The sequence below is a fragment of the Marivirga salinae genome (assembly GCF_030503855.1).
In the GTDB taxonomy this organism is placed as follows: Bacteria; Bacteroidota; Bacteroidia; order Cytophagales; family Cyclobacteriaceae; genus Marivirga; species Marivirga salinarum.
The window spans coordinates 4,461,350-4,480,294 of the sequence record NZ_CP129971.1 but is presented as its reverse complement, the minus strand read 5'-3'; the positions used below and the strand labels follow the sequence as shown (position 1 = coordinate 4,480,294).

General features: G+C 35.8%; 18 protein-coding genes. 15 read left to right on the top strand and 3 right to left on the bottom strand.

Features of this window, described 5'->3' with window-relative positions; genetic code table 11:
- Positions 1 to 62 precede the first annotated feature (62 nt).
- From QYS49_RS18965 to QYS49_RS18940, 6 genes are all read left to right on the top strand, one after another.
- Positions 63 to 1,025 carry an SDR family oxidoreductase gene (locus tag QYS49_RS18965; RefSeq protein ID WP_308349560.1) on the top strand — a complete coding sequence of 321 codons (963 nt, stop codon included), beginning with the start codon at positions 63 to 65 and terminating at the stop codon, positions 1,023 to 1,025.
- Positions 1,026 to 1,407: 382 nt separating this feature from the next.
- Positions 1,408 to 1,647, top strand: coding sequence for a hypothetical protein (locus tag QYS49_RS18960; RefSeq protein WP_308349559.1), 240 nt, complete (start codon positions 1,408 to 1,410; stop codon positions 1,645 to 1,647).
- Between the two features lie 176 nt (positions 1,648 to 1,823).
- Positions 1,824 to 3,335 carry an NADP-dependent isocitrate dehydrogenase gene (locus QYS49_RS18955; protein ID WP_308349558.1) on the top strand — a complete coding sequence of 504 codons (1,512 nt, stop codon included), beginning with the start codon at positions 1,824 to 1,826 and terminating at the stop codon, positions 3,333 to 3,335.
- Between the two features lie 173 nt (positions 3,336 to 3,508).
- Positions 3,509 to 4,354: a hypothetical protein gene (locus QYS49_RS18950; protein WP_308349557.1), complete on the top strand. Its 846-nt coding sequence runs from the start codon at positions 3,509 to 3,511 to the stop codon at positions 4,352 to 4,354.
- An 88-nt stretch (positions 4,355 to 4,442) separates the two neighbouring features.
- Positions 4,443 to 4,826 carry a DUF983 domain-containing protein gene (locus QYS49_RS18945; protein WP_308349556.1) on the top strand — a complete coding sequence of 128 codons (384 nt, stop codon included), beginning with the start codon at positions 4,443 to 4,445 and terminating at the stop codon, positions 4,824 to 4,826.
- Positions 4,827 to 4,930: 104 nt separating this feature from the next.
- Positions 4,931 to 5,455 (top strand): fasciclin domain-containing protein, encoded by a 525-nt coding sequence (locus QYS49_RS18940; protein ID WP_308349555.1) that lies wholly within the window; start codon positions 4,931 to 4,933, stop codon positions 5,453 to 5,455.
- 77 nt (positions 5,456 to 5,532) lie between these two features.
- Here QYS49_RS18940 and QYS49_RS18935 read toward each other — a convergent pair whose 3' ends face one another.
- Positions 5,533 to 6,249 carry a YebC/PmpR family DNA-binding transcriptional regulator gene (locus QYS49_RS18935; RefSeq protein WP_308349554.1) on the bottom strand — a complete coding sequence of 239 codons (717 nt, stop codon included), beginning with the start codon at positions 6,247 to 6,249 and terminating at the stop codon, positions 5,533 to 5,535.
- An 85-nt stretch (positions 6,250 to 6,334) separates the two neighbouring features.
- Entirely contained in the window at positions 6,335 to 6,754 is a 420-nt protein-coding gene (locus QYS49_RS18930; RefSeq protein ID WP_308349553.1) for a hypothetical protein, read from the bottom strand.
- A gap of 269 nt (positions 6,755 to 7,023) precedes the next feature.
- Between QYS49_RS18930 and hemN the strand changes: the two genes are divergently transcribed.
- The 3 genes from hemN to QYS49_RS18915 all read left to right on the top strand — a co-directional run bounded on the left by hemN (position 7,024) and on the right by QYS49_RS18915 (position 9,712).
- Positions 7,024 to 8,376: an oxygen-independent coproporphyrinogen III oxidase gene (hemN, locus tag QYS49_RS18925; RefSeq protein ID WP_308349552.1), complete on the top strand. Its 1,353-nt coding sequence runs from the start codon at positions 7,024 to 7,026 to the stop codon at positions 8,374 to 8,376.
- A 411-nt stretch (positions 8,377 to 8,787) separates the two neighbouring features.
- Positions 8,788 to 9,171, top strand: coding sequence for a group III truncated hemoglobin (locus QYS49_RS18920; RefSeq protein WP_308349551.1), 384 nt, complete (start codon positions 8,788 to 8,790; stop codon positions 9,169 to 9,171).
- Positions 9,172 to 9,505: 334 nt separating this feature from the next.
- Positions 9,506 to 9,712 (top strand): hypothetical protein, encoded by a 207-nt coding sequence (locus QYS49_RS18915; RefSeq protein ID WP_308349550.1) that lies wholly within the window; start codon positions 9,506 to 9,508, stop codon positions 9,710 to 9,712.
- A 418-nt stretch (positions 9,713 to 10,130) separates the two neighbouring features.
- Here the strand turns inward: QYS49_RS18915 and QYS49_RS18910 are convergent, their stop codons facing one another.
- On the bottom strand, positions 10,131 to 11,675 hold the full coding sequence (locus QYS49_RS18910) for a hypothetical protein (RefSeq protein ID WP_308349549.1): 1,545 nt from the start codon (positions 11,673 to 11,675) through the stop codon (positions 10,131 to 10,133).
- A 156-nt stretch (positions 11,676 to 11,831) separates the two neighbouring features.
- On the opposite strand from QYS49_RS18910, the gene QYS49_RS18905 reads away from it, so the two are divergent.
- The 6 genes from QYS49_RS18905 to ilvD all read left to right on the top strand — a co-directional run bounded on the left by QYS49_RS18905 (position 11,832) and on the right by ilvD (position 18,945).
- Entirely contained in the window at positions 11,832 to 12,992 is a 1,161-nt protein-coding gene (locus QYS49_RS18905) for a 2-isopropylmalate synthase (protein WP_308349548.1), read from the top strand.
- A 15-nt stretch (positions 12,993 to 13,007) separates the two neighbouring features.
- Positions 13,008 to 14,411: a 3-isopropylmalate dehydratase large subunit gene (gene leuC, locus QYS49_RS18900; RefSeq protein WP_308349547.1), complete on the top strand. Its 1,404-nt coding sequence runs from the start codon at positions 13,008 to 13,010 to the stop codon at positions 14,409 to 14,411.
- 6 nt (positions 14,412 to 14,417) lie between these two features.
- Complete coding sequence (gene leuD / locus QYS49_RS18895) at positions 14,418 to 15,008, top strand: 3-isopropylmalate dehydratase small subunit (protein ID WP_308349546.1); 591 nt, start codon at positions 14,418 to 14,420, stop codon at positions 15,006 to 15,008.
- A 125-nt stretch (positions 15,009 to 15,133) separates the two neighbouring features.
- On the top strand, positions 15,134 to 16,216 hold the full coding sequence (leuB, locus tag QYS49_RS18890; RefSeq protein WP_308349544.1) for a 3-isopropylmalate dehydrogenase: 1,083 nt from the start codon (positions 15,134 to 15,136) through the stop codon (positions 16,214 to 16,216).
- 159 nt (positions 16,217 to 16,375) lie between these two features.
- Positions 16,376 to 17,266, top strand: coding sequence for a branched-chain amino acid transaminase (locus QYS49_RS18885; RefSeq protein WP_308349543.1), 891 nt, complete (start codon positions 16,376 to 16,378; stop codon positions 17,264 to 17,266).
- Positions 17,266 to 18,945, top strand: coding sequence for a dihydroxy-acid dehydratase (gene ilvD, locus QYS49_RS18880; protein WP_308349542.1), 1,680 nt, complete (start codon positions 17,266 to 17,268; stop codon positions 18,943 to 18,945). Before QYS49_RS18885 ends, ilvD begins: the two co-directional genes overlap by 1 nt.

Genomic DNA, 18,945 nt, shown 5'->3' with positions numbered 1-18,945 from the left:
TCGTTCTCATTCTTAAAAAGAATAGACTTCCTATCTTTGCCCTCAAATAATTTAATTACAGCATGTCGCAAAAGAAAATCATAATTACAGGTGGAGCAGGGTTCATAGGGTCAAATTTGGTTGAAAAATACTTGAATGATGATAGAGTAGAAAAAGTGAGAGTCATAGATAACCTCTCCAATGGTTACTACAGCAATATTGAGGAATTCGAAAACCATCCTAAGTTTGAGTTTTTCAAAGAAGACATTTGCGATTATGATAAAATGCTTGAGCTGACTAAAGGCTTTGATCTAATCAGTCATCAAGCAGCTTTAGGTTCCGTTCCAAGATCTATTGAAAACCCGATGCAAAGCACTAAAGTCAATATTGATGGGACGGTGAATATTTTGCATGCAGCTGTTCAGAATAAAATTGATAGAGTAGTATTAGCCTGTTCTTCGAGTACTTATGGAGACAGCCCAAATTTACCAAAACAAGAAGACATCATTGGGAATCCATTGAGTCCTTATGCAGTGACGAAATATGCAGTGGAACTTTATGCTGAAGTATTCCAAAAAACCTACGGATTGAATTTTGTTGGGCTTCGCTATTTCAATATTTTCGGTCCAAGACAAAATCCAGATAATCCTTATGCAGCTGTAATTCCGATTTTTTGTAAAGCATACATTCATGGTAATGAACCAACTATCAATGGTGATGGTGAAACCAGCAGAGATTTTACTTTTGTTGAAAATGCTGTTCATGCCAATGATTTAGCTCTTTTTACTGAAAATAAAGAAGCCTTAAATCAAATTTATAATGTGGCTTGTGGTGATCAAATGAGTCTGAATGATATGATTGCGTTATTGCAGGATTTAAGTGGGAAAGATTTAAAGCCTAACTATGGCCCTGAAAGACCTGGTGATGTGAAACACTCTAAAGCCGATATTTCTAAAATTGAAAATCTATTAGGCTATAAACCACAAGTTAGGTTTAAAGAAGGTTTGAAGAAGGTATATACTTGGTACGAGAAAATGGGGTTTTGACGCATTTATAAGGTTTAAGTGCGGTTTTGGAATTGCGGAATTTGTTCACATTAATTCAATATAAGGCCACATTTTAAAGAGAGTTCATTTCGTTTACTAAGAAAAAAAACATTTATTCGCTTTTACATCCTTATAATTTAGAATAAATCAACTAGCAAAACTACTAACGTGACCCCTACTGGGTCACGTTATGGTAACTAATATAAATAAAGTCTAACCTAAATTCCGTAGGAGTGACCTTATCTCTGCTCAAGAGTGAAATTTGTTCGTTTTTTGGAGTATATAGAACACTGAATAAAATTTCCTACCTAATCATTTAACATTTTGATAAGAAATTGATTAACTTTTGAATGCTTTTAGTCGGAAAATTGTATTAAAAGAAATGTCAGATACTTTCTTTCACTATATCATTCAAAATCCTGACTACCTTATTTTGGTAGCTAGTGTGGCTTTTTTGGTATCTTACTTTATAAGATGGGTACTAAAAAACGGCAATAATTCAGATGATGAAGACGGTGGAGGCGGAGGTGGTTCCAATGAAAATGATGATGATCCAGTATTAGATTTACCACCGGGTGTTTGTTTGCCTAAAGATAAGCCAGAACCTGAATTGACTGCCTGATACTTATTACTTCCGTTTAAAACTTACAACGGCTTTGATTCCAACCCCTTCTGCACTATTTTTGCAACAATTTTAGAGGCTATATCAACTATAATTTATTTATGCCGTGTATATCTTCATCAATTAAATTAGCCTTCAATCGGAAATAATAGTTTATAGAACATAAAAATCCAGTCATGAAAGATTCTGTTAATGCAGATTATTTAAAGAAAACTACCAAGCCACTTCCGGTAGTTGTTGCAAAAGGAGATGGAATTGGTCCTGAAATAATGGAAGCCACTTTAAAAATCTTGGAAGCAGCAAATATTAGCTTAGACGCTGACCACATTGAAATAGGTGAACAGGCTTATTTATCTGGGAATACTTCCGGAATTCCTGAGAGTGCTTGGGAAGCTATTCATAAAAAGAAAGTAATTCTAAAAGCTCCTATCACTACCCCTCAAGGTTCAGGATACAAAAGTTTAAATGTTACCATCAGGAAATCATTAGGTTTATTTTCAAATGTGAGACCTGCGGTTTCTTATCATCCAATTGTGGAAAGTAAGCATCCAGTAATGGATTTGGTAGTAGTAAGAGAAAATGAAGAGGATTTATATGCAGGAATTGAACACCAGCAAACAGATGAGGTTGTACAATGCTTGAAATTAATTTCAAGACCAGGTTCTGAAAAGATTGTTCGATACGCATTTGAATACGCTAAAAAATATAACCGTAAAAAAGTTACTTGTTTAGTTAAAGATAACATCATGAAAATTTCTGATGGTTTATTCCACAGTGTTTTCAAAGAAGTGGCTAAAGAATATCCAGATATTCAGGCGGAAAGTCAGATTATTGATATTGCAACAGCTAGAATTGCCAACCGTCCTGAAGATTATGATGTAATTGTTACTTTAAACCTATATGGAGATATAGTTTCTGATGTAACGGCTGAAATTTCTGGTTCTGTGGGACTTGCAGGTTCTTCTAATATTGGAAAAGAATATGCAATGTTCGAAGCAATCCATGGTTCAGCCCCTGACATTGCCGGAAAGAAAATTGCCAACCCATCTGGCTTATTGCATGGTGCTATCCAGATGTTGCAATATTTTGGAGAGGTAGAAAAAGCTGCATTAATTCATAATGCTTGGTTGACTACTTTGGAAGATGGTATCCATACAGGGGAAATCTATAAAGAAGGGCACAGCAAACAAAAAGTTGGAACAATGGAGTTTGCAGATGCTGTAATTGAAAGATTGGGGCAGGTTCCTCAGCAATTCAAGAAAATTGAAGTTAAGGATGGAGAAGATTTCAGAATCAATATCCAAGAAAAAACGCATGCGCCAAAAGAAAAGAAATTAGTTGGTGTAGATGTTTTTGTTGATCACCGAGACAGAGATGCCAATAAATTTGGCGATGCTTTAACTGAAAGCTCAAATGATTTCTTAAAGCTTAAAATGATTACCAACAGAGGAGTGAAAGTTTATCCCGGTGGTATGGACTCTACTTTCTGTACGGATCACTGGAGATGCCGATTTATTTCTAAAAATGCTCAGGTAATCGAAGGTAAGCCAGATTACAAGACTATCGATTATAAAGAAGTCTTGGAATTGATGACAGCTTTGAATGAAGCAGGATTTGATATCATCAAAACTGAGAACTTGTATACCTTTGACGGAAAATTAGGTTTTTCTTTAGGTCAAGGAGAATAATAGATCATGAATATTTATGCAGAGGTTGTAGTCAACCTCTGCAATTTTTTCCTCCGCAAGAGAATAAAATTTTACCATTTCCTTTTAAGCTTGTGTAAATAGTTGATAAAGTATTCATATATCCTCTTAAAATGATATATTTGCAACTAACCAGCTAATAACCAATAACAACCATGAGACTTGCCCAAGCAGCGAGAAAGCTTTCCATCACCACAGAAGATATAGTTGATTTCCTTGAAATCAGAGGGATTACTATTGAAAAGGATTCCAATACAAAATTAGAAGAAGAAGCTGTTCAGTTGCTCTATAGGTATTTTGAAATTGAAGAGGAAAGTAAACCAGAAGAAACAATCCCTCAAGAGGAATTTGAAGCTGAAGAAATAAAGGAGGAAAATCAGGAAATAGCAGATACAACAGATCAGGAAATAACAGATATAGAGGATCAGAAAGCAGAGACTGTATTAAGCCAAGAAGTAAAGGAGGAAGAAGGAAAGCCCGAAGAAATAATTGCAGAAGAAAAGCCCTTAAAAAAATCGTTTAAAACAGTCGATGAGTTAATAGAATCTCAGGGAGAGGATTCGGAGGAGGATTTAGTGATAAAGCCTGCAAAAGTAGAATTGAAGGGTTTAAATGTGTTAGGTAAAATTGATCTTCCTGAGCCAAAGCCTAAACCGGAGCCTGAGCAAAAAGAAGAATCGAAAGTTAAAACCAAAAAATCGTATTCAAAGAACAGAGAAAATAATTCTCCTAGAAGTAGAAGAAAAGAAAAGCGTGAGTTAAGCCCTTCTGAGATTAGAAAACGCGAAGAACAAAAAGAGGCGAGGAAACGTGAACAAATTGAAAAAGAGAAAAAGAGAAAGCGTGAGCAATTCTATAAGGAGAAAATTTTAAAGCCGAAACAAATCGAACAAAAATATAAGCCTAAGAAGAGGAAGTCTGAAGTGGAAGAAACAGAAGTTAAGCAAAAACCTAAACCCAAAACTGTTTTGGGTAAATTTTGGAGATGGCTAAATACGTAATTGAAACTTAAGTCACAAAGGATATAAAATAATAGTTCTTTATTTGCACTCTTTAATTTAAGAAGCTAGATTTTAGTTAAAAGAATTCATGGAAAAGGGAAATAAATTATATAGCATATTTAAATTTAAATGTCCAAGATGTCATGAAGGTGAGTTGTTTAAATCTAAAGCCTATGATTTAAAAAACTTCCAGAAGATGCCAAAGCATTGTTCTCATTGTGGCTTACGCTATATGTCAGAACCTTCATTTTTTGATGGTGCCATGTATATTAGTTACGCCATGCAAGTGGCATTGATTATTACGGTCTTTGTAGCCTTAAATGTCTTAGGCTTTGCTGAACTTTGGCTAATCATTACTTTATCAGTTTCCTTATCCTTACTTCTGATTCCGATTACTTTCCGATTATCAAGATCAGCTTACATAAATCTCTTCGTAAAATATGACCCGGAAAAACGCTCTGAATACAATTAATCACTTTGTTTAACAAAAATAATTAATTTGTTAAACAAAAGTTATTGTTCCATGTTAATACACCAATTAATTTTTATTGACACGGTAATAATAAATAAAGAGTGATGAAAAGAAGAGACGTAATATTATTTGTAGGGATTATAGTAGCATCAATTATAGGAACGAAAACATTTGCAGAACCTTTGAGAAAGCATTCTTCTGAAGAGATTGGAGCTGAGGAGGTAGAGAGGATTATCAAGACTATTAAAAATAATCCTGAGTTTTCTATATTCTACAATGCAATTGAGGAGGCTGAATTATCAAAGGAAATAGCAAAGTTAGATAAAATGACTTTGATGATTCCAAGTAATAAAGCTTTTAGATTATTGCCTGAAGATGTTTGGGAAAATTTTATGGACGAAGATAATAAAGAAGATCTCGTAAAATTATTGAATTATCATGTGATTCCAGAGAAAGTAAACTTCGATGACTTAAATAGAGCCGATAATTTAGAGACACTGCAAAATCAGTCAGTTAAAATTTTCAAAGGGGAAGATTTGAAAATTGAAAATGCTGTCGTTCAAGAGAAACATGAAGAAACGAGCGATGTTATTATTTACAAAATTGATAGATTGATAATGCCATTGTAAGAATTAAATATTCTTAACAAAAAGAGTCATGGAATTTAGTTCAATGGCTCTTTTTGTTTCTATTGAGGTCAAGGTTTTTAGGCTATATTAGTATAAACAGCTTGAACATCATCATCTTCTTCAATCTTATCAATCAGCTTTTCAATATCGGCTAATTGTTCTTCAGAAAATTCTACTGAGTCATTTGCAAATCGCTTCAAAGAAGCATTTTTCACATCAATGTTAAGTTCTTCTAATTTTTTAGATAGGTTGCCAAATTCTTTATAATCTCCATAAACATAAAGCATTCCTTCATTTTCCTCAATTTCTTCCATTCCGGCATCAATCAGTTCCAATTCTAGTTCTTCAATGTCCATATCCTCTGTTTTTTCAAATTCAAATACAGCAGTTCTGGAAAACATAAATTCCAATGAGCCATTTGGAACTAAATTGGCACCAACTTTATCTTTATTAAAATAAGATTTAATATTGGCAACAGTACGATTATTATTATCTGTAGCACATTCTATGAAAATCAACACACCATGAGGTCCTTTACCTTCAAAAGTAACTTCAACATAATTTTCGGCTTCCGAACTTGTAGCTCTTTTTATAGCTGCCTCAATGTTATCTTTCGGCATATTCTGAGCCTTGGCGTTTTGAATGGCAGTCCTTAAGGAAGCATTCATTTCAGGGTCAGGTCCACCTTCTTTAGCCGCCATGGTGATGGTTTTCCCTAATCTTGGAAACAAACGGGACATCTTATCCCATCTTTTTTCTTTTGCCGCTCTTCGGTATTCAAATGCTCTTCCCATTTTTATTCAATTCGTTTGCTGCAAAAATATAAAGAAGAGATTAAGATACCGCAATCTGAAAGTAGTTTTGTTTGATTTCTCTAAATTATTCCTGCATAAGAAATTCAATAACCTCTTCTTCAGAACCACAAAGCTTGAATGGTAGGTTAAATTTATTGATACTTTTTAGAATCATGTTAAGATAGTAACGCTTAAATATATTAGCATCCGAGATCGTTCCAGCTCTTTCCATTCCTGCCTCAATTGCTTTTGGCAGCATTTCTTTTTCAAACCATTTTCGGTTTTCCGGTCCAACCACTCCTTGTTCTCTAGTGTCAGAATAAAATCTTTTAACTAAATTTCCAGATAGCGCATGCTTGTAAACTATCTCAAAAGCATTCCTGTATTGATCAACATTTACATTTCCTTTCCACTTAACCCGTGCCATTTCTTGATCTGGAAAATAGGTTACAACCGCATAACTTTCATCTAATAGTGTCTGAGTTTTTATTGCTTCTTGTTCCATAGTAGTAAATTTTAAGTAATTAAGTGAAATTAAAATAATATAAAAAGTAATGTTTTAGATAATTGTTACATGTTATAACATATTATTTAATAGCCTTTAAATCAATACATTGTTCGATGTTGTTTTATTTGATGGATTTTTCGAATATTTGAAAAATTCAAGAAGATAGAAAATTGGCCTTCGGTTAAAACTCAATTCAAAACATGACTTACATCAGTGAAATTAGAGTTATATCATTTTAATTTTGAGATATAATTAAAATGAGTCTTATGGCAGATTTAAGTATCAAATACAATAAAGCTATTCCAAGATATACTAGTTATCCAACTGTTCCACATTGGAAATTGCAAAATCCTGATCAAGCTGAATGGTTAAAGGAAGTGCGGAATGTATATTTTTCACAAAAGGATAAAAGCATCAGTCTTTATATTCATTTACCATTTTGCGAAAGCTTATGTACATACTGCGGATGCAATAAAAGAATCACAAAAAATCATAGTGTAGAGGAGCAATATATTGAGTCAGTGTTGTCAGAATGGAATATTTATGTGGGTGCTTTGGGGGAAAAGCCTATCATTCGAAATATCCACCTCGGTGGAGGAACCCCTACTTTTTTCTCCTCTGAAAATCTTAATAAACTTTTATTTTCTATTTTAGAAACTTCAGAAATACATCCTCAAAAAGCTTTTAGTTTTGAGGGGCATCCTAACAATACGACTTATGAGCAATTAAAAATTTTAGCTGACCTTGGTTTTGACAGAGTTTCTTATGGTGTGCAAGATTTTAATATCAAAGTACAAAAAGCCATTCATAGAATTCAACCTATTGAAAATGTTCGGAAAACCACAGAGTGGGCAAGAGAATTGGGCTATCATTCTGTAAACTATGATTTGATTTACGGATTGCCTTTTCAGACTTTAGAAAATATTGAAGAGAATATTGAAAAGGTGAGAGAGTTTAAACCTGAAAGAATTGCGCTCTATAGCTATGCGCATGTGCCATGGAAAAGTAAAGCACAAAGAGGTTATGGAGATAATGATTTGCCAAAGCCGGAAGAAAAATTAGCCATGTATCTTCGAGCAAAGCAGATGTTAAATGAAATGGGTTATGAAAATATTGGGATGGATCATTACGCATTGCCACAAGATGAGTTGACCATTGCCAAAGAAAAAGGCTATTTGAACCGAAATTTTATGGGGTATACCACCGATCAAAACCAAATGATGATTGGTTTGGGTTGTTCTGCTATTAGTGCTACAGGAACTGCATTTGTTCAAAACGAAAAAGTGGTAGAAAAGTACCAAACGGCAGTTCTGAATAATGAATTACCCTTAATAATTGGACATTATTTAACAGAAGAGGAGCAGATTTCTGCTAAATTGATAAATCAGATTATCTGCAATGGCTCAGTTGATTTTAAAAGAAGTACTTTAGCAATGCAATTATGGGGAGATGCTCAAGATGAGCTTGCCGAAATGCAAAAAGATGGTTTATTGGAAATGGGAGATTACGCATTAAAAGTAACAGAAGAAGGAATGCTATTTGTTAGAAATATTTGTAGTCTTTTCGATCCAAAACTAAAGCAGAAATCCGATAAGCCACAGTTTAGCCAGAGTATTTGATATTGTTTAATTATAGGGAAGTAATTTTTGTTCATTTACCTACTTATTATCATCTGTGCGTCATCCCTGCGTAGGCAGGGATCTTGTCTTATTGAAACGAAGTTTCAATAATATTGTCAGAGAAGAAATAAATCCGAAGTTTCTATCAATAAGAGATAACTCGGGCTTTGGTTAGATATTTTAATCAAGATTAAAATCAATAGATCCCCGCCTTCGCGAGGATGACGCACGGATTTTTTCGTTTAGTAAGAGCTGAATGTTTTCTCTTTGAATTAATTACATCAGTTTTATTCTTTATATACTATATTAAGCTTGAATAGCCTGTTACTTGGTTCTTTAATATTTCAATTAAAGGTTTAAATATCATAAACGAACGGACAATTTTATCCGTCTATTCTCAAAAAGAATTTTATGCCTAAAAAAGACATCACCCAAAAAGAAGACATTCAATTATTAGTCGATAGCTTTTATGAAAAAGTACTGAAAGACGAAACTATCGGCTACATTTTCACTGAGGTCGCCAAACTGGACGTTCCAGCACATATGCCTATTATGTACGATTTTTGGTCATCCGTTTTATTGGGAACTACTGCCTATAAGCGCAATCCCATGGACAAGCATTTTGCTTTAAATGAAAAAGAGCCATTACAAAAACAGCATTTCGATAGATGGCTGGAATTATGGTTTGAGACTGTAGATGAGCTTTTTGAAGGAGCAACCGCCAAAGAAGCCAAAAACAGAGCAAGCACAATTGGGAGATTAATGCTTTTCAAAATGGAAGAGGCAAGAAGCTAAACAATTGCATTTTTTCATATTGAAATAGCTTGAACCTAAGGACGGGCATTATTTATTTTAGAGATTTTGTTTTCAAAAGGAGGATTAGAAATAAAAATGTTTGACACCTCCCATAGGGAGGTTGAGTTTTTTTTATTTCCCTCCTGTGAAATCAAAATCACGTTAAGAAATAAATACAGCCCTAGATTTTTGTTTACTTTTTCTCAATGAAAAAGTAAAAGCCCTCCCGGCTTGAGGGTAAATGATATTTAATCAACAAAATGTAATTGTTTTGTTGATTTCTTTTAAATATGATCAAGTAAAACAATCACCTCTGAATATCAGTTTATTAAGTATGGATAAGCTGATATTTCCCATAAGCCTAGTTACATTTATCGCCATCTTCTATGTAGTGGCAGTAGGATTCAATTTCCCATACCCAATTGTAGCTGGATTGTTTGGAATTCTACCTGTAGCCCTAGTTTGGATGGTTTATAAAGTCCTCAAAGACGGAGAACACAGCGGAAAAACTTTTGAAAAGTACTTTTATGAGTTTGAGTGAGGTAAATGTTATAGTACTTTTCTGAATTTGATTATTTTGGCTTTGCCAAAATTTTTTACAGCCAAAGGCTGATTAATTTTAACCACAAAGTCACAAAGAACACAAAGAAAATAATCAAGATTATTTTTAGATATAATAACATTTCATTTTCTGATTGAGACATAAATGGAAATAACAAGATATCCTTGATACATATTTTGGGGTGTGCAAGACCAAACAGCCTTTGGCTGTCTTTTGTTTTCTTCCATATCTTTTGTGGTTAAGTTTCCAGCTTTAGATGGTTTTGTATTATTTTATCTGTTATCAAAGTTTCTTGTCTCGAATTAAGTTTTATTTAAGAGTAATAATAAGAATGGATAAATTGTTTAAGGGAGTAAATACTAGAATTATTATAACTTTTATTAAGTAAAAGTCAATCTCACCTCATCTTCTCCCTAGCACGTTCCTGTATCCTTTCCTGGACACTTTCATCCATAATTTTACTCTCCAGCCAAGCAATAATATCAAAATAAATAAATGACCGCTTTTCGTATCTTATATCCTGCAATGGCTCAAGATTACTTAACAGCTTTTTAAATTCAGGAATCAATTCTTCTTCTCTAAATTCCCCAGCTAATTTTCTTAAAAACCGCAGGATGTATTTCTGAAATAGATGCAGTTCACCCTTCTTTAAAAGAAAACGATAGGTGGATCGGATGTAATAATCAATCACTTCCATATTTCCCAATTCATAGTGAGCGATCAAACTCAAAATTTTGGCAAAAGAATGTATGTCCTCTCGTAAATCTGTCTTTTCATCCTGTTGAACGCGGTTTAGCCATTCTAAAGCTTTGTGGTATTGGCTATTTCCAAAATATAGACAAGCAATTTTGTAGAACAAAATTATGCGGGAATGCTCATCCGAACGCTGAATAAAGGCCTCTAAATCTGGGTTTAGCTTTTTTAGTAATTTTACGCCCAAATTAAATTTCCCCAACATGAATATCCTATTAAATTCATGCACATAAACATATTTTATGAGCCTATTTCGAATATTCTCATTGACAGAATTTTGCATCTGCTCATTCAAATCATGCAGCCGCTGACGTGATTTAAGAAAATTTTGGTAATAGAATAATTTATATTCAGCTATCATCACCTGATTAACAGCGCTTAAATAATCATTTAACTGGCTATTTTTTAAATCAGGATGTTGGTCATATAGTTGCAGCCATTTCAAGGCGTATTTATAACCCACTTCCATATCTTCCAAGAAATAGTAGTAGTTGACATATAGTCTGTATAGGCTTAATTTTTCATGTATGGATAATTTCTCTTCCTCGTGCTGGGGTAATCCTTCATAAAACAACTTCTGGACTTCCTTTAGATGTTCATCATTTCTTATGTATCCTGTTTTAACATAGATTGCATTGAGTTTTACAGCTAAATTGGTAAACTGATTTATCAGATTAATTTTACTGTTGGCATCTTCTACCTCTGAAATCACTCGCTGAACATTCTGGCTATACTGGCTGCCTACACTTTGGTTCAATAGGTTCTTTTCCCATTTTAACAGCTCAAGCTTTAATTCTAGATTTCCCGTTTTAGCTACTTTTTTATAAGCTTTTTTTAAGATGTCAAAAGCTTGTCGAAAAAGCCCTCTGTTGTATAATATTTGTACATAATCGATCATCTCACGAATGTGGATTTCACTATTTTTCGCACTTTCAAATTGTCTTAATGCCTGCAGAATCTTTTGCATTAAATGCGCCTTCATATTAGAAATCTGATTGCCTTTTATAAAAGAAATTCCCTCCAAATCAGCTGCTGAATAATTTTCTTTTTGTTCCAGAAAATCAAAAAGCTGCATGTATTTGGCTTTGCTCTCACTCTGTTGTTGAGAAAGCAAGCGGAAATAGCGCTTTTCACTTTTAGTGAGCGATTTTATTAAATCAAATAAATGGTCAGATGATTGCTTAGACATCGTAATTAATAATCACTTTATGATGTTTTTTGATCAATTTGAATATAAATGTGAAGAATAGAAATCGTAATTACAAAAATATTTGGCATTACATGCGCTATTTCATACTCCTACATTAGTTTCTTCAAAACATATAAACCATAAAAAAATTGATGTATGGCACGTAGGATAGCAATTTTTGACACTACTTTAAGAGACGGAGAGCAAGTGCCGGGATGTGGCTTAAGTAAGAATGAAAAGCTTAAGATTGCCAAGGAGCTTGAAGCTTTAGGGGTAGACGTAATTGAATCTGGCTTTCCCATTTCTTCACCTGGCGATTTTGAGTCGGTTCGACTCTTATCAAAAGAAATCAAAAATTCATCAATATGTGCCTTATCCCGTGCAGTGAAAAATGATATTGAAACTGCTGCAAGAGCTTTGGAAGGAGCGGTAAGACCAAGAATCCATACTGGATTGGGAACTTCTGACCAGCATGTTTTTACAAAACTGAATTTCACCAGAGAGCAAGTTTTGGAAAAAGCGCATGAATGCGTTACACATGCCCGTTCTTTTGTAGATGAAGTAGAATTTTATGCTGAAGATGCAGGAAGAACTTCCAATGAATTTTTAGCTCAAGTGATAGAAGTTGCCGTTGCCGCTGGTGCAAAAGTGGTCAATATTCCAGATACCACTGGTTTTTGTTTGCCTGAAGAATATGGAGCGAAAATCAAATATCTAATCGATAATGTAAAAGGCATAGAAAATGCTGTCATTTCCGCTCATTGTCATAATGATTTGGGTTTGGCAACCGCCAATAGTATAGCTGCCATTAAAAATGGAGCAGGTCAGATTGAGTGTACTATCAATGGAATTGGAGAAAGAGCTGGAAATACTTCTTTGGAGGAAGTCGTTATGGTGATAAAGAAACACCCAGAGTTAGCGCTGGAAACTGGAATTAATACACAACTTCTTTTCCCGATAAGTCAAATGGTTTCGCAAACTATGTGCATGCCTGTTCAGGCTAATAAGGCAGTGGTCGGTTCCAATGCCTTTTCTCATTCATCTGGCATTCATCAAGACGGTGTGATTAAGAATAGAGATAATTACGAAATCATAGATCCTTACGAGGTTGGAGTCAATAAATCCAGCATCATTTTGACTGCTAGAAGTGGAAGAGCTGCCTTGAATTTCAGATTAATTGAATTGGGAGTCCATTTAGGAAAAGAAGAATTAGAAGAAACTTATCAAGAGTTTTTGGAAATGGCGGATCGTATTAATGTGGTGGAAGATAAAGATTTAAAGTATTTGGTGAAAAACCATGAAGTAATAGTAAAGTAAATTTCAGCTAAAGCAATGTCAGCAAAAACATTATTTGATAAAATTTGGGATAAACATGTAGTTCATTCAGTGGAGGATGGTCCGCAAGTCTTATATATCGATAGGCATTTCATCCATGAAGTGACCAGTCCGCAGGCATTTTCGGGTTTAAAGGCAAGGGGGATTCCAGTTTTCAGACCAGAGCAAACCATTGCCACTGCCGACCACAATGTACCTACTGAAAATCAGCATTTACCTATCAAGGATGCATTATCCCGCCATCAGGTAGAAACATTAATTAAAAATTGCGATGAATTTGGGGTGGAATTATACGGTTTAGGTCACCCTTATCAAGGGATAGTGCATGTGATAGGCCCTGAATTAGGCATTACTCAGCCGGGCATGACCATTGTTTGTGGAGATAGCCACACTTCAACTCATGGTGCTTTCGGAAATATAGCTTTTGGAATTGGAACCAGTGAAGTGGAGCAAGTAATGGCTACCCAATGTGTACTACAGAAAAAACCGAAAACATTAAAAATTCAGGTTGACGGAGAATTAAATCCAGGAGTTGTTTCAAAGGATATTGTTTTGCATATCATCTCAAAGCTAACCGCAGCAGGCGGGACAGGCCATTTTATTGAATTCTGTGGCTCCACTATTGAAAGTTTATCAATGGAAGCTCGTATGACGATTTGCAATATGAGTATTGAAATGGGAGCCAGAGGTGGATTAATTGCTCCCGATGAAACCACTTTTGAATATCTTAAATCAAAGCCTTTTGTTCCTAAAGGTGAAAAATGGAAAAGAAAGGTGGAGGAATGGAAAGCTTTGAAAACTGATGATGATGCTCAATTTGATTTGGAATATTATTTCAATGCCGAAGAAATTGAGCCGATGATCACTTATGGTACTAACCCGGGAATGGGAATTGGAATCACTCAAGATATACCGCTCCCAAATGGAAAAACCACTTCTGGCCTTGAGAAATCATTGAAATACATGGATTTGGAAGGCGGAAAACAATTGCTCGGTCACCATGTGGATTATGTTTTCATAGGAAGCTGCACCAACAGCCGAATTGAAGATTTGCGTTTGGTAGCCGAATTGGTAAAGGGTAAAAAGAAAGCTGATCATGTGCAAGCCATGATTGTACCTGGCTCCAGACAAGTAGAAAAACAAGCTAGAGCAGAAGGCTTAGATAAAATATTGGAGGAAGCTGGTTTTGAATTACGTCAACCAGGTTGTTCGGCATGCTTAGGTATGAATGAGGATAAAGTGCCAAAAGGAAAATATTGTGTGAGCACATCCAATAGGAATTTTGAAGGAAGACAAGGGCAAGGTGCCAGAACTTTATTGGCGAGTCCTTTGACTGCAGCAGCGTCTGCACTTTCCGGTAAAATTTCTGATGTGAGGGAATTAATGAAATTAGAAGCATAAGATAGTATGGAAAAGTTTAACACATTAAATAGTCAGGCTGTACTGCTTCCTTTCGAGGATGTAGATACAGATCAGATTATACCCGCTCGTTTCCTGAAATCCGTCAGCCGGGAGGGGTTCGGTGAGAACCTCTTCCGTGACTGGCGGTATTTTGAAGATGGATCACCCAATCCTGAATTTGTATTGAATCAGGAAGGGAATAAAGGCGAGATCCTGGTGGCAGGAAGAAATTTTGGTTGCGGATCTAGTCGCGAGCATGCTGCCTGGGCATTGGTTGATTATGGCTTTAAGGCAGTAGTTTCTAGCTTTTTTGCAGATATATTTAAAAATAATGCTTTGAATAATGGTCTCTTGCCAGTTCAGGTAACGGATGATTTCTTGGCGCAGGTTTTTCAAATTTTAAAAAATAGACCGGATGCCAAATTGCAGATTGATTTAAATGAGCAAGAAATCAGCTTAGTTGGTTCAGCGTTAACCGAAAGCTTTGAAATTAACTCTTATAAAAAATACTGTCTGCAAAATGGTTTTGATGATATAGATTTTCTGTTGAACAAAAAGAATGAAATTGAAGCTTACGAGCAGTCTCTAGCGGAATGAGATTATGGTCTGACGCTTAACTTTATAAATGCGGATAAGACTAATTACTTCATTAAGATCAATATAGAAGGATAATTTATTTAGGGTCAGCGTCTGACCGTTATGAGAAAAAGTGAATTTAAGATATGAACAAAAACATAGCAATATTAGCCGGAGATGGAATCGGTCCTGAAGTAACAGCCGAGGCAGTGAAAGCCCTCGATGCTGTAGCTGAAACTTTCGGTCATCAATTTCAATACAGCGAAGCATTAATTGGGGCAGCTGCAATTGATGCCACTGGGAATCCTTTTCCGGAAGCAACAGAAGAGAGCTGTAAATCAGCAGATGCTATTTTGTTTGGTGCTATAGGTGACCCAAAATATGATAATGACCCTAATGCAAAAGTACGCCCTGAACAAGGATTGTTGAAAATGCGTAAAAATCTAGGGCTTTTTGCTAATGTACGTCCTGTAAGTAGTTATGATGCCCTTTTGCCTATATCTCCATTGAAGGAACACATCATCAAAGGAACTGATTTCGTGGTTTTCAGGGAATTAACTGGAGGAATTTATTTTGGTGAACCAAGAGGTAGATCCGAAGATGGAAATACCGCTTTTGATAGCTGTGTATATTCAAAAAATGAAATTGAAAGAATATCACATTTGGCTTTTAAAGCTGCACAGAGCAGAAGAAAGAAACTCACTTTGGTGGATAAAGCTAATGTTTTAGCTACATCTCGTCTGTGGAGGGAAACCGTAAAAGAATTATCAAAGCAATATCCTGAGGTAGAATTGGACTTTATGTTTGTGGATAATGCCGCCATGAAAATCATTCAGAACCCGAAAGATTTTGATGTGGTGCTGACTGAAAATATGTTTGGGGATATCATTACGGATGAAGCTTCTGTTATTTCCGGTTCATTGGGTCTATTACCTTCAGCCTCGCTTGGAACCAAAAGTAGTTTATTTGAGCCTATTCATGGTTCATATCCTCAAGCGGCAGGTAAGGGAGTTGCAAATCCTCTAGGAGCAATTCTATCAGCCGCCATGCTGTTGGAATACGCCTTTGATTTAAAAGAAGAAAGTCAAATTATAAAAGATGCTGTAGCAAAATCATTAGAAGCGGGATTTGCTACTGAAGACATCCAAAAAGAAAATCCAAAAAGCACCAAAGAAGTAGGTGACTTTGTAGTGGAACAAATAAAAAAACTGGTAACAGTCAATGCGTGATGAGAAAATTTGAAATCAAAAATGTTGTCATTATTAACACTATAGTCATTTTTTTCAAAATGGCAGGATGAGCTTTTATCAAAAATGAAATGATATAAAGCCATCTTGCCAAAACAGGATGGCTTTTTAATTATACACAATTTTATAACCCAAACGGCTATGTATTACAACAACAAAACCCTAGTATTCCTTAATGGCGATTGGCAATATGCCGAAGATGCCCAAACTAGTTTGTACAGTCAAACCTTGCACTATGGAAATGGTGTTTTTGAAGGAATTCGTGCTTATAAAAATGATGTGGGCTTCAATATTTTCAAAGCTCATGATCACTTTGAACGTTTGCACAAATCCGCTGATTTAATGCATATTGAAATACCTTATTCAGTGGAAGAATTAGTAAGTATCAGCTATGAATTGCTGGACAGAAACAATTTGACAGATGCATACATCCGTCCATTGGTTTATTTGGGAGCCAATATGGCTTTGCAACCTACTGATGAAGTTAATGTATTTATTTGCGCCTGGAAATGGGAAAAATATTTAGGTCATGATCCAATCAAGGCTAAAATATCATCTTATCAGCGTATCCATCCTGCATCTCAGCATGTGGAAGCCAAAGTTGTGGGGCATTATACCAATTCAATTCTAGCAACGACTGAAGCTAAGAAATTGGGTTATGATGAAGCTATTTTATTGGACTATACTCAGCATGTTTCTGAAGGTTCTGGTGCCAATATTTTCATAGAGAAAAATGGGGAATTGTATACTCCATCACGAGGTAATATTTTGCCAGGAATTACTCGCCAAACTGTACTGGAAATTTGCAAAGAACACGGAATTAAGGTTACCGAAAAGCCTATTTCTAAAGCCCAATTATTGGAAGCTGATGCAGCTTTCTTCACTGGGACTGCAGCGGAAATTGCGCCAATCGCACAGGTGAATGATACCGTTTTTCCACTTAATTGGGAAGATTCTATTGGACAGAGCATTTATCATATATACAGGCAGAAAGTATTATTCAACGATTTGCAAAATCAAACCATCATATAATGGCGAAGGAATTAAATCCATACAGTAAAGCAGTTACGCAAGACCCAACCCAGCCTGCCGCTCAGGCCATGTTGCATGCGATAGGTTTGTCCGATAAGGATTTGGAAAAACCACAAATTGGCATTGCCAGCACTGGTTTTGAGGGCAATCCTTGCAATATGCATTTGAATGATTTGGCTGTGGAGGTCAAAAAAAGCATCAAATCTTATGAGTGGGTGGGCTTGATTTTCAATACCATTGGAGTTAGCGATGGCATTTCTATGGGCACCAACGGAATGCGTTATTCCTTGCCATCTCGAGATATTATAGCCGATTCCATGGAAACGGTGGTGAATGCACAGGCTTATGATGCCATGATTGCCATTACAGGATGTGATAAAAATATGCCGGGTGCATTACTGGCTATGGGAAGATTAAATCGCCCTTCTCTGATTATTTATGGAGGGACTATTGCTCCAGGTTGTCATAATGGCGAAAAACTGGATGTGGTTTCTGCTTTTGAAGCCTTGGGTAAAAAGCAAGCCAACACTATTTCTGAAGAAGATTTTAAAGGAGTTGTAGCGAATGCCTGCCCAGGTCCTGGAGCCTGCGGTGGAATGTACACTGCTAACACCATGGCTTCAGCTATTGAAGCTTTGGGATTGTGTTTGCCATATGGGGCGTCAAATCCTGCTCAAAGTGAGGATAAAAGGAAAGAATGTGCTGAGGCTGGTTTAGCGGTTAAAAAATTGATCGAAAATGATCTGAAACCTCGAGATATAGTTACTAAAAAATCATTTGAAAATGCCATTCGGTTGATTACAGTTTTGGGCGGATCTACCAATGCTGTTTTACATTTATTAGCAGTAGCCAATGCTTTTGAAATCGATTTAACATTGGAAGATTTCGCTCGAATCAGTGCCGAAACCCCTTATCTGGCTGATTTAAAGCCATCTGGTAAATATTTAATGGAGGATTTACATAAAAATGGAGGAATTCCTGCCGTAATGAAAATGATGCTGGAAGAAGGGCTTTTACATGGCAATTGTATGACCATAACCGGTAAAACTTTAGCTGAGAATTATCAAGATGTTACAGGTTTAGACGAAAAGCAAGATATCATTCATTCTGTGAAAAACCCAATCAAAAGCTCAGGTCACCTGCGAATTCTGAAAGGCAATTTAGCGCCTGAAGGAGCAGTAGCAAAAATCACTGGAAAAGAAGGAGAAATTTTCGAAGGAACCGCAAGGGTTTACGATGGTGAATTTCTGGCTAATGACGGCATTGCAAGAGGCGAGATAAAAGAAGGAGATGTTGTGGTGATTCGATATGAGGGTCCAAAAGGAGGTCCTGGAATGCCCGAAATGCTAAAACCTACTGCTGCCATCATGGGAGCTGGTTTAGGTAAGAAAGTAGCCCTCATTACAGATGGAAGATTTTCTGGAGGAACCCACGGTTTTGTAGTTGGACATATCTCACCGGAAGCTTTTGACAATGGCCCTTTGGCTTATGTGGAGAATGGAGACCGCATCAGGATTGATGCAGTAGAAAATTCAATTAGTGTTTTGATGGAAGAAGAGGAGTGGGAAAAGCGTAAAACAAAAACTCCAACAAAGCCGGCAAGAAATGTAAGCGGAAGTTTAAAGAAGTACAGCAAATTGGTATCATCAGCATCATTAGGATGCATAACGGATTTATAA